7 protein-coding genes are annotated in these 13,205 nt (G+C 41.3%); 5 read left to right on the forward strand and 2 right to left on the reverse strand.

The window, feature by feature from the left end; genetic code table 11:
- The first annotated feature begins 6 nt into the window (after positions 1–6).
- The 5 genes from Q7674_RS06335 to Q7674_RS06355 all read left to right on the forward strand — a co-directional run bounded on the left by Q7674_RS06335 (position 7) and on the right by Q7674_RS06355 (position 9,498).
- A complete protein-coding gene (locus Q7674_RS06335; protein ID WP_305422574.1) occupies positions 7–3,981 on the forward strand; it encodes an AsmA family protein in 3,975 nt (1,324 codons plus the stop codon).
- 579 nt (positions 3,982–4,560) lie between these two features.
- A complete protein-coding gene (locus Q7674_RS06340) occupies positions 4,561–4,878 on the forward strand; it encodes a hypothetical protein (RefSeq protein ID WP_052679883.1) in 318 nt (105 codons plus the stop codon).
- Between the two features lie 132 nt (positions 4,879–5,010).
- Positions 5,011–6,537 carry a nitric oxide reductase transcriptional regulator NorR gene (gene norR / locus Q7674_RS06345; protein WP_305422110.1) on the forward strand — a complete coding sequence of 509 codons (1,527 nt, stop codon included), beginning with the start codon at positions 5,011–5,013 and terminating at the stop codon, positions 6,535–6,537.
- A 174-nt stretch (positions 6,538–6,711) separates the two neighbouring features.
- Positions 6,712–8,373, forward strand: a complete 1,662-nt coding sequence (gene hcp, locus Q7674_RS06350; RefSeq protein WP_045064245.1) for a hydroxylamine reductase — start codon at positions 6,712–6,714, stop codon at positions 8,371–8,373.
- A gap of 84 nt (positions 8,374–8,457) precedes the next feature.
- Positions 8,458–9,498, forward strand: a complete 1,041-nt coding sequence (locus Q7674_RS06355; protein WP_425260598.1) for an FAD-binding oxidoreductase — start codon at positions 8,458–8,460, stop codon at positions 9,496–9,498.
- Positions 9,499–9,543: 45 nt separating this feature from the next.
- Here the strand turns inward: Q7674_RS06355 and Q7674_RS06360 are convergent, their stop codons facing one another.
- Entirely contained in the window at positions 9,544–11,919 is a 2,376-nt protein-coding gene (locus tag Q7674_RS06360; RefSeq protein WP_045064248.1) for a Lon protease family protein, read from the reverse strand.
- A gap of 213 nt (positions 11,920–12,132) precedes the next feature.
- Entirely contained in the window at positions 12,133–13,011 is an 879-nt protein-coding gene (locus Q7674_RS06365; RefSeq protein WP_045064250.1) for a 6-pyruvoyl trahydropterin synthase family protein, read from the reverse strand.
- Positions 13,012–13,205: the final 194 nt, after the last annotated feature.

Here is a 13,205-nt window from a genome sequence, read left to right on the forward strand (position 1 = left end):
CGTATTATGAGTTCATCACGCATTCCATCTGCACCTGTTTCATCAACCGACAGTGATCACGCAGAGCAACCAACACCACAGCCGCCTAAGAAAAATAAATTAAAAAAGGTCGCTAAGTGGACATCCATCGCTTTACTCACGCCAATCATTGCAGCAACAGGTATGCTAGCTTACGGCGTTAAGATTGATTTAACCGAGCACCGACATGATATCAACCAATGGTTAAGTTCTACGTTAGATCGCGAAACAACCATTGGTGGTGACATGTCACTGACCTTATCGTTTAGCCCTGAAATTGAGCTTAGCGATGTCACCATTACGAATACCGAAGCCATGAAATGGGAACCGATGCTGAAATCGGGATATATTGGCGCGAAGATTTCGGTATTACCGCTGCTCTCTCACACACTAAAAATCGATTATCTTGATCTCAAAGATACTTCCCTACATTTGGTCAAAGATAACCAAGGCAATCCAAACTGGATGTTTGGCAAAGATCCGCAAGCTAAGCCTAAGCAATCAACCAGCTCTACCCCATTTAAGTTAGCGCTAAGTAACAATATTCAGGCGGATAAAGTTGCCGTTGATTACTTAGATCAACAAACAGGGCAATACACCAATGTGTACTTAGAGCAATTAGCATTAACCAAACCAGATAAATGGCTATTACAAGCCAAAGGTAATGCAATGGGGAATGACTATGATGTCTCACTGGCTGGTGATTTAGAATCACTGATCAATGAGCAACAAGGCAAACTCGATGCTACGGGCAGTTTTGCAGGAGCAAAGCTCAATATTGATGCCGATATTCATCCATTCCACAGTAGTACGTCGTCAAAAGCCAACGTAAAACTCGATTGGGTTGATACTGCACAACTGGAATCTCTACTTGATATTGATTTACGTCATGCGGCACCGATGTCGCTGACAACGCAGATCACCGCATCTAGCAAAGGAATTTCACTGGCTGATATTGCGTTAACTAGCCCAATTACGTCAGCGAAAGGTTTCCTTGATATATCTCTGGCGCAAAGCGACAAAGCGCTTAATCACATTAACGGTAAACTCAACATTCCATTGATTGATTTGCGCCCATGGCTACAGCCTCAGCCACCTGTGATGTACGGTGTTGGTTATGCAGCCGCAGCTCCACAACAATCACCACTGCAAAAAGCACTTGATCAATGGTTAGTGAAAACCGAGACCCATCTTGATCTATCTATCGATGAGATCAAAGGCTTAGGCACGCCTGTCAATAACATCTCACTAAAAGTGGAAGGTGATAAAGGTAAACTTCATGCCCCAATGACCGCCAATATTGCCAATGTACCGTTTCGTGGTGCAGCCGATATTGATGCCACTCAATGGACATCAACCGTTGATGTTAAATTGGGGGCGAAAGATTCTCAGTTAGGTGAAATGGCAGGTTGGATTTCAGGCATTCCTCATGCAAAAGGACACCTTGAAAATGCCCAGTTACAGCTGACAACCCAAGGCACTAAACTTCAAGATTGGATTGATAACAGCCAGCTCGCGCTTAATATCGATAAAGCGCATCTTGATTGGGGAGCAAAAGCCTCGTTTGCCATCGATAAAGCAGTATTAACCTCAGGCATGGAACAACCTTTTAGCTCTGACATTCAAGGTCAGATCATGGATATTCCCGTTAAGATCACCGCTAAAGCAGGCACATTATCCGACATTATTAATCATCGTAATTGGAGCCCATCGCTACACTTTGCTAGCCCAGTGATCGATATTAAAGCCAACGGTGAATTCGTAAAAACTAACTGGCAAAAAGGCAGTTGGTTAGATTTAACCGTGCACAGTGATGATGCAGGTAAGCTGAGTCCGTGGCTCGGCACACGTGCATCAATGAATGGCAAAATCGATTTTAAAGGTAAGCTAACCAATACTGGTGATTGGCTGACATTAGATATCCCGACCATGGCATTAATGCAAAGCCAAGGTAAAGTCGATTTTAAGTGGAAACAAAACACTAAAACGCCATTCTTAAAGCTCAATGCACAGTTTGATACTTTAAATTTCAATCAACTTGGACAATTTGTTGAACGCGAAAAAGTACCAACTGTTGAGCAAACCGTGCCAACACAAGGCGTAAACCTTGATATGCCATTACTTAGCAACAAAGTTGTGATTGCTGATGCTGATGTAAAACTTGGCGTGAATAAGATGCTATGGGCTAATCAGCAAATTGATGATACCCAATTTAGCGGTCAGCTTCGTGGCGGTAAATTAGCACCCGCTCCATTTAGTGCACGTTACGCTGGTAGTTTATATCAAGGTGATATTTCACTGGATATCAATAATAACGCTATCCAATCCCAGCTACATTTAGGGGTAAACAAGCCAAATATTGGTCAGATCTTAAAGCAATTCAACGTAACTAATGATCTTGGTATGACACTCGATAGCGCTAAATTATCTTTGTCATTATCTGGTCGTACTGTGCTTGAGTTGATGGAGCAAGCCAAAGTCGAAGCACAATTAAACGGTGGTAAGTTGCGTGTTGCCGATACTTATACAGGCAAAGCATTTGATGTTGCACTTCGTCAAGGTAAGTTTATTACAGGTCCCGATACCGCCACTCACTTAACCATTTCAGGTAAAGCTGCTGATAAACCAGTTAACATCGTGATTGATTCAGTCTCACTGAAGCAAGCCAATGATGGACGCAAATCCGTGCCAGTGACATTGACAGCAAATGTGGGTGACATTGCACTCAATGCTGAATCCGATGTATCACTTCCAATTAATCCACAAAGACTAAATTTAACTTTTAAAGCGACAACACCTAACCTAGATCGCTTCAATACATTTACTGGGCTAGAGCTGCCGCCTTATGGTCCTGTGACTGTTGCTGCTTCACTTTCAACCGATAAAGTCGGGTACCACTTGCGTAATATGCTGGTTCAAGTTGGCAGCAGTAAATTACAAGGTAAAGGTGATTTCTTACCGCCAATGAAAGGTCAAGATCGCCCAACTGTTTCGTTAGATCTTCGTGCGCCATTCATTCAAATTAACGATTTTAAAGTTAAAAATTGGCAAGCATGGTTACCTAAAGACAGCAAAGAAAATACTGAGCCAGCTAAAGCAACAACAGCAGATAAACCAGTACCTGTGCTTAGCCCTGAAGGTCTAAATAAGCTAAATGCTAATTTCAAACTTAATGTTGGAGAAGTTCGTTCAGGGAAAGACTGGTTAGGGGCAGGAAAATTAGACTGGACGTTACATAACGGCTTACTGAGTTTAAATCCGCTACATATCAAACTTCCGGGTGGTAATGTTGATATTAAAGGCTCAGTGAAAGCACAAAAAGAGTTGTTTGATATTCATTTAGAAGGCTTAGTGAAAAACTTCGATTACGGCATTATTGCTCGCCGTATTGATCCTAAAACAGATATGCATGGCAAAATTAGCTTTAAGTTTGATTTAAACAGCTTGGCAAATACGCCAGATAGTTTAATGAATAACGCTAATGGCTTTATTGGTTTTGCAGCATTACCAAAAGCTTTCCAAGCGAACTTAATTGATCTTTGGGCGGTGAGCTTAGCCGATGCAGTGTTACCTAAGTTTATGAATAAAGATAACTCGGTATTAAACTGTGTTGCAGGTGGCTTTAATGTCAAAAATGGCAATATGACCCAGCGTGATCTACTGCTCGATACCTCACGAATTCAAGTTCATGGTGCATTTGATGCTAGCTATAAAAATCGTGATTTCAGCCTGTACTTATCGCCAAAATCAAAACGAGCACAAATTTTCAGCCTACAAACCCCTGTTGAGGTAAATGGTAGTTTTGAAAAATTCCATTTCGGTGTACCGCTATCAGCAATACTCGAAACCTCAGTACGCTTTACTACCAGCCCAGTAGTAGCACCACTGCAATGGTTATTTGAAAAGCCTATTGCAGCCAATGGCTCTGCTGAATGTCAGCGTATTTGGCAAGGTAAGCCTTAACCTTATATCTAATAAGTTAGATATTTAAAAAATAAAAGCCCCGATGAAATCATTCATCGGGGCTTTTTTAAAAAATCGCTAATAAGGTTATCTATCACCAAGGTATTTACTTTTATACGTCGATGCTTTTGCAAATATAAAGATAGGGAAAAGAGCGACAATATAACCAAATGCGTATTCAATCTTGTTGTTTTGCAATAATTGATACGTGCATAAAATAAGAATAGAAAAAACCAATAAAATGTTAAACATATGCACTAACGGATAATTTTTAGACAAACGAGCATACGCACGGATCATAGTTACTCTACTAACATTAATAGCCAAAAAGATTGGCAGATTATAAGTAAGTTCAGGGTTAAAAATAAGCAGATTTATACGCGTAAGATCACCAAACATTAAAACTATGAGATGCATTCAAACTTGGCGTCATTTTTAAATCATCATCAGCCTAATAACGTTGTTTTTTTGACACTTTATGCATTGATATAACCTGATTTTAAAATAACAATGCACTGACAATAAATAACCCTGCTCTTTTTAAGCTATTTACCCAAACTCCCCTTATTGGAATATAGCGTGTTTAAATATAGTTTTCTGATCATTGCTTTGTTAGCACCTTCACTTTCATGGGCACATGGCCCGAAACATCATGGTCCACCACCTAGGGCACACTGTAAAAAAGGTCATCACCACAAACATGACTGTGATAAATATTATAGAAAGCATGAAAATAAACATGATGATCATCATGAACCTTGGTATGAAAAACACCATTTGCCTGAAATTGCTACTTTTGCAGTGATCGCAGGAGCGACTTACGCCATTATCAATAATACCTACTACAAAAAAGACGGCGAACGCTACGTTTACAGCGAAAAACAGAACGCAAAATAAGAAATAAATTTAACGAACATAAAAGATGCATTTTAAATGCATCAAATTTATTTTCTTTGTTCTAGATTAACTCTCATAGCCCACATCTGTGTTGTTATTAATACATCAAACACGACAACATAAGTGACAGCAATGCGAGTAAATGTCGATAAGGTTCTTCTCAATATTGCCTTAAACCTGAGTGCTCATCTAGCAACTGATGAGCATTATCAAACCCTCATCGATGGCGTAGAAGCCGTCTTTCCCTGTGATGCCAGCGCACTGTTTGTACTCGATCACCACGGCTTTTTGACGCCTGTTGCAGTGAAAGGTTTATCTGCCGCAGTTTTAGGCCGTCGCTTCTTTCCTAAAGCGCATCCCCGCTTAGCAACCATCATGGCAAGCAAGCAACCTGTTCGCTTTGATGCCCATTCAGAACTTCCCAATCCTTTTGACGGTTTGTTATTAAATGAAGAAGTCAGTATTGATGTTCATGACTGCTTAGGCTGTAGCTTATATGTTGATGAACAGTTAGTTGGCGTGCTGACCTTAGACTCATTAACGGTTGGTGCTTTTGATGATATTGATAGCGTCGCCATTGAGACATTTGCCGCTCTTGCTGCTGCGACCGTTCGTAATATCGCGCAATTTAATGCATTAAAGTTACAAAACAAAAAACAGCAATCACTCAATAAAACCTTGATCCAACAAGCACGTTCCCAACAAAACGAAATGATTGGTTTTAGCCCTGAAATGGCACAGCTTAAAACCAATATATCAACTGTTGCTCAATCTGATTATGCCGTACTAATAAGCGGTGAAACCGGTACAGGTAAAGAGTTAGTTGCCCATGCTATTCACGCGCAATCCCATCGTGCTGATAAAGCCATGATTTATGTAAATTGTGCAGCTCTACCTGAAAACTTGGCAGAAAGTGAATTATTTGCTCATGTCAAAGGGGCATTTACTGGTGCTAATAGTCATCGAGCAAGCAAGTTTGAGTTAGCCGATGGTGGCACACTGTTTTTAGATGAAATCGGTGAGCTTCCTCTACTACTACAAGCAAAACTATTACGTGTTCTTCAACAAGGTTATGTTCAACGGGTCGGTAGTGATAAACATCATCATGTTGATGTACGGATCATCGCAGCCACTAACCGCAATCTAGCGCAAGAAATCACACTCGGTAGCTTTCGAGCCGATCTTTATCATCGTCTCAATGTTTTTCCGATAGCTGTTCCACCGCTTCGCCAACGACTCAGTGATATTCCGGTACTGGCTGGCTATTTATTGGAAAAAGTCCGACTACAATTTAATGTGCCTAACCTTCACATCAACCCTAAGGCATTGCGTTCTCTAGAAAACCAGCCATGGCTCGGTAATATTCGAGAGTTAGAGCACAGCCTTACGCGTGCGGCACTTAGAGCCATTCAAGAAGGGCAACAGACCATTACTTTAGTGCACTTTGACAATGAATTTAGCTCTATTGATGTAAAAAACACATCAAACCTATTTCCTGAACATTCTCAATCAATGCGTGAACTTGTAGAGAGCTATCAAAAACAGTTAATTCACCATAGCTATGAAAAAATGGATAAAAACTGGTCAAAGGCAGCACAATTTTTACAAATGGATCGTGGTAATTTGTACCGTATGGGGAAAAAATTTCAGATCCATTAATCTCTTAAAATTGAACCTGATGTCATTAACACAACATAGCCTGTTGTGTTAATGACATCAAACAAAACCCTTAAATATCAACATATTAAATTTGGCACACTTAGTGCTATCTAGTATCAAAAAACGAAAGCTATTCGTTACAAACAACAGAATAAATTGATACTGGAGATTTTCATGTTTTGTATTCAATGTGAGCAAACAATTCAAACCCCACAAGTAAAAGGCTGTGCATTTGCCGCAGGTATGTGTGGAAAAACCGCTGAAGTCTCAGATCTTCAAGACGTACTTGTCTATGCCCTACAAGGGGTTTCTTACTGGGCAGAGCTAGCAGCCAATGTCGATATCATCGATAATGAAATCAACCAATGGGCACCACGTGCATTCTTCTCGACATTAACCAATGTTAACTTCGATCCTGCTCGTATCATTGAATTAGCCGAGCAAGCACAACACTATAAATCACGTTTACAAGAACAAGTTGTTAGCGCATATACCCTATCTGATAAAACATTGCCCGATTTACCTGCTGTCGCACTGTTTGAATTACCGCAATCTGCCGAAGCCATTTTAGCTTTCGCACCACAGGTCGCTGTAAATCGTGGCTATGACATATTAGATGAAGACGTTATCGGCTTACCTTTATTATGTTTATATGGTTTGAAAGGCGCGGCTGCTTATCTGGAGCATGCGCGAGTCCTTGAGCAAACGAATAATGATGTGTACGCCCAATATCACCAAATCATGGCTTGGCTGGGTACCGATCCAACTGCACTCAATGAGCTTCTCGACTGTTCAATGCGCATTGGGTTAATGAATTACACCATTATGGAAATGCTAGATACGGGCGAGACAACGACTTTTGGTCACCCTGAGCCACCCCAAGTTAATGTAAAGCCAGTAAAAGGAAAATGTATTCTTGTGTCTGGTCACGATTTACATGATCTGGAAAAAATCCTTCAGCAAACAGAAGGCACAGGTATCAACGTCTACACCAATGGTGAAATGCTACCAGCCCACAGCTACCCTGAACTGAAAAAATACCCGCATCTTGTGGGTAACTTTGGTAGTGCATGGCAAAACCAGCAAAAAGAATTTGCTAACTTTCCTGGTGCCATTGTGATGACCTCTAACTGCTTATTGAACCCAAACGTGGGCCAATATGCTGATCGTATTTTCACGCGCAGTATCGTAGGTTGGCCTGGCGTGGCACACATTGATGGTGATGATTTTAGCCAAGCCATAGAATGTGCATTAGCGTTAGAGGGTTTTCAACATAATGAAATCGAACAAATGATCACTATCGGTTTTGGTCGCAACGCACTCATGAGCGCAGCACCTGCTGTGATTGATGAAGTGAAGAAAGGCAATATTAGCCACTTTTTCCTTGTTGGTGGCTGTGATGGTGATAAATCTGAGCGTAGCTACTACACCGATTTTACTGCAAAAGCACCTGAAGACTCAGTGATCTTAACCCTTGCTTGCGGTAAATATCGCTTTAACAAAAATCAATTTGGCGACATTAACGGAATTCCTCGTCTACTCGATGTTGGTCAATGTAACGATGCATATTCTGCGATTCAACTTGCTTTGGCACTGGCAAAAGAGTTCGACTGTGACATCAATGAACTGCCGCTAACATTGGTACTGTCTTGGTTTGAACAAAAAGCCATTGTGATCTTACTGACGTTGTTCGCACTTGGTGTAAAAGGCATCTACACAGGCCCTACAGCTCCTGCATTCTTAACGGATAACTTACTCGCGATTATCCAAGAGAAGTTTGATATGCGTCCGATAACGACGGTTGAAGCTGATCTAAAAACCATCCTTGCCGCTTAATTTCCACCTCGTCTCTCCTCTTTCACTTAAAAAGAAAATGAAAGAGGAGAGCTACCACTTAAAGAGTTTTCCATGTTAAGTACTTTGTTAGCGCCATGGCTAAAAAATCAAGCAGTGAAATTAACCTGTTGTGATAAGTGGCATGAAACCGAAGATACCATCAGTATTAAACTAGCCTGTACCGATGAGAATCACTTAGCGAAATTTAAACCCGGTCAGTTCGTTAATATCGGTCTACATATCGATGGGAAAATGGAGTATCGCGCATACTCATTAAGCTCAACACCTTTTGACACAGATTTACAACTTACCATTAAGCGTGTCGAAGGTGGGCAAGTATCGAACTATCTTATCGATCAGCTTCAGATCGGCGATTCTATTATGATGCTTCCACCTGCAGGTGAATTTAATAGTGTCGATCATCCACCGCGGCACAATAAAGTCTTATGTATTAGTGCTGGTTGTGGAGTAACACCTGTTTATTCCATGGCAAAAACCTGGCTAAGTCATAATCCGCACTGTGATGTTCACTTTCTTCATATTGCAAGATCACCAGCACACACGATTTTCTTTAATGAACTAGAACAACTTCATCGTGATCATGACCGTTTCACGTTAAGCCTTTTATTAAAAGACAACTTGCAAACGTCATACCCTCAAGGGCATTTAGATCAAGCGTGGTTAGAAAAACTTATCCCCGATCTGCATGATAGAACCGTCTATTTATGTGGACCAACTCAGTTTATGGAAGATGTAAAAAGTTACCTAATTGATCTCGACTTTGATATGTCGCATTTCCATGCTGAAAGCTTTACTCCAACCACAAACACTCAAGACCACATAGATAAAAAGCCATCACAAACAATGACGTTAACGGTACCGAGTTTCAATAAAACGGTTGCTATTGAATCCGGCAGCAATATTGCCGATGTATTAGAAGCGCAAGGCCTACCACTTATTATTGCTTGTCGCAGTGGCATTTGTGGCTCATGTAAGTGCAAAGCAACACTCAATAGCACAAACTCCACCAGTCAAGCGACACTCACTGCAGATGAAATTGAACAAGGCTACATTCTTGCTTGCTCCTCACAAATCATCAGTGATAGTGAAATTTCATTGGGATAATAAAAAAGCTACCCGCAGGTAGCTTTTTTCAATTGAGGCAAATAATTAGCGACGCAGTGAGTTTAGCTTCATTTGTGCAATGCCAAATACAGTATCATTTGGATACATACCTTGCTCAGCATCCACACCCGTCGGTTTGCCTGTAAAGATCTCAATAGCTTGAGATACATGGTCAATCGCCCAGATGTGGAACTCGCCTTTTTCAACCGCTTCAACAATATCTTTACGCAGCATCAGGTTATGTACGTTAGATTGCGGAATGATCACACCTTGCTCGGCAGTGCGGCCTTTGATCGCACATACATCAAAGAAGCCTTCAATCTTCTCGTTCACCCCACCAATTGGTTGTGCTTCACCAAATTGGTTCATTGAACCTGTGATCGCAATATCCTGACGTAAAGGCAAACCTGAGAAAGCAGAGACAATTGCACACACCTCTGCCATTGAAGCACTGTCACCATCAACGCCACCGTAAGACTGCTCAAAAGTCAGGTGCGTAGTCAGTGGGATCTTGGCCGTTTTACCAAATACCGAGGCTAAATATGCCGATAAGATCATCACCCCTTTCGAGTGAATACTCCCGCCGAGCTCAGCGCTGCGCTCAATATCAAACACTTCGCCAGAGCCATAAGCCGTGGTTGCTGTAATTCGACTTGGTGCGCCAAATTGATAATCTGATGTTGAAATAACTGACAGTGCATTCACTTGCCCTACCGCTTGTTTATCCACATCAATCAAGGTGGTGCCAGTAACGAAGTTCTGCATTACATGATCTTTTAAACGGCTAACACGCTGCTCTTGATTTTGTAATGCTTGCTCAACGTGATTGCTACGGATCATCGTGGCATTGGATGATTTCGCAACATAGTTTGTTTCACGCAATAAATTAGCAATGTCTGCGGAGTGCAATGACAGTTTGTTTTGATCATCTGCCTGACGCGAGCTGTATTCAATGATCCGAGCAATGGCTTTACGATCACAATGCAGCATATCGCCATCATGAACAATGCTGGCAATAAAGCGCGCATACTGCTCTTCAGAGGTATCGGTACGCGGCATATCATCTTCAAAATCTGCCGTAACACGGAACAACTCTTTAAACTCTGGATCGTAATGTTGAAGCAATTGATAAGTTTGATAATCACCAAACAGGATCAATTTAACGTTCAACGGAATTGGCTCTGGTTCAAGAGAAATAGTGCCAGATAGCGTCACCTCACGTTCAAGCGAGCTTAAATTCAACTTCTGAGCACGCAATGCACGTTTTAAACCGTCCCATACATAAGGACGCTCTAACACTTTCACCGCATCCATCATCAACACACCACCATTGGCACGGTGCAAACTACCCGGACGGATCAACGAGAAATCGGTAAATACCGTGCCTTTGAACGTCGCGTTTTCCACGTAACCAAAGATAGAGTGATAATTCGGACTCTCTTCTACTTCGATCGGGAATTTACGCTCAACGTCTTGATGCACCAATACATTTACTTGATAACGACGAGGCATTTTCTTATCTAACGAGGCGTAAGCAAGGGCAACTTGCTCTTCGCTTTCTTCCAAGAAAATATCAATATTCTCAAGGATATCGTCATACATTGCCGACAGATATGCTTTGATATCTGGCAATTTACTGTATTTGGTTTTCAGATCTTTAATACAGTGTGCGGTAACATCTTTAGCAATATCTTCATCAAGCTTTTGTTGCTTATCAGAATACTTCTCTTCCCATTCAGTTAGCTGACGAACAATACTGCGTAACTCAACTTCTAGCTCATTGATGGTATCTTCAAATTGCTGCTGTTCTTGCTCTGAAAGCTCGGCAAATGATGCTTCAGTATGTGGCTCTTCACCATTCATCGCCACAAGCTGATAGTCACCTTGCGTCGTAATGGTTAATGCAACACCGCGCTCTTCTGCGCCTTTTTTCATTGCCATTAACGCACTTTCTTGTTTCTGCGCTAATTGTGTTTTCAGTTTTTCAGCACGGCTAATATAGAGTTCGTTATCAAACGCCATTGGAAACGCTTTAACTAAACGCTTCATCAGCTGTTCGATATCTTTTTTGAAAGCCGTACCCTGCCCAGCCGGTAGCTTCAGTACCTTAGGACAACGGGTATCATCGAAATTAGAGACATAACACCAATCATAGAGTGTATTGGCATTACCATTTGGATCATGACGATTTAGATAGCGCATCACCATAGTGCGTTTACCCAAACCATTACGGCCTATCGCATAAATGTTATAGCCTTTTTCTTTAATCGACATCGCAAACTCAACCGCTTGTTGCGCTCGCTCTTGTCCTACAATTTCATCTAATGGTGTAAGGTGTTTTGTTGACTTACACTCATCACTCAATCCATTCAATGCTGATACGCGATACAGCTTGTCACTTGATAGAGGTTTAACTGACATAATCGATCCCTCTCGTTACGACGTCTTCCTTTCAGTCTACTCATAAAATATTGAAATTTTAGAGAGTTAAGCAGCAAAAATCGGTTTACGTCTCACTTTTCAATGTTTATTGCTGAAATTTTAAACATAAAAAAGCCCAACTTTACTTTTGTCACCTTAACTATAATGAACATAAGCTTGCTGGGCTGTTTTGTTAAGCTGTTAAAAACTTAGTTACAAGGTTGCCATTGCGCCTTTACCGACACCTTCATAAGCAACAACTTCTAGCACGTCACTGTCAGATAAACTCGGTTTAACTTTCTCGGCGATATAACCTGCCAATAGCTCAACCGTGGTATCTGTACTTAACATTTCAGTTTCTGAGCGTGCAATGGCTAATTCAAACTCACCTTGTGGCGCGGTATAACGGAAACCATAGTGTGTTTCATTAGTAACTTGTTTAGCGCATTCACTTAAATTAAGTTCTGTCACGCTCAATACATCTTCTTGCGAGCCAAGGTAGATATCTTGCCAACGCTTCGCCCACTGCTTTTCAAGCTCAGCATTACGTTCACCATTAACAATCAGCTCAATTGGAGAGCGATGACCATGGGCAATACGCTGACAGTTACCATCATGCTTTTTCAAACCATGGCTGTAATGGTAAAACGCACCATTGATCATTTCATGGCGTAGTGTGATCTCTAAACCTTGTACGTTTTCAGGTAAGTTACCTTTTAGTACTTGGTATACATGCTCAGTTACGCTCTCGATAGTGACGGCTTCCGCATCAATAAAGCAGAACGCTTGCTCTGGGCAATGAAGATGAATGCTTTTGTTCTCTCGCAAAAGATCAACCGTCGCATAACCGGTCGTTGTCGCGGCAGTGTTAATCGCTGGAGATTTAGCTGGCACAATTAGACGGTGATCAACATATTGATCCACTAATTGTTTAATCTGTTTCTTAACACGACTGAAATCGAGCACCATGCTCATTTCATTTAACTCGCCCGACATCACCACATCAAGAATCCAACTTTCGCCTACCATACCACGCTCGGTACATAGGTAAGACGCATCAATTACAGTGAGATCTCTGACAAATAGCTTCAAAGTGAAGTCCTTAGTGATAATGGTTGTCGTTTCTAGGGGAATGCATTATACGCTGCTGAGGCGTTGAGTAAACAATCAAGATTATTTGACGTTAGGCAATAAAAAAGCAGCCATTACTTTAATAGCTGCTTTCATCGATTTCTGCCCGTTAAATAGGATTAAAAACGGTAATTTGCAGACATGTAGAACGCCGT

Source organism: Photobacterium leiognathi, from assembly GCF_030685535.1.
In the GTDB taxonomy this organism is placed as follows: Bacteria; Pseudomonadota; Gammaproteobacteria; order Enterobacterales; family Vibrionaceae; genus Photobacterium; species Photobacterium leiognathi.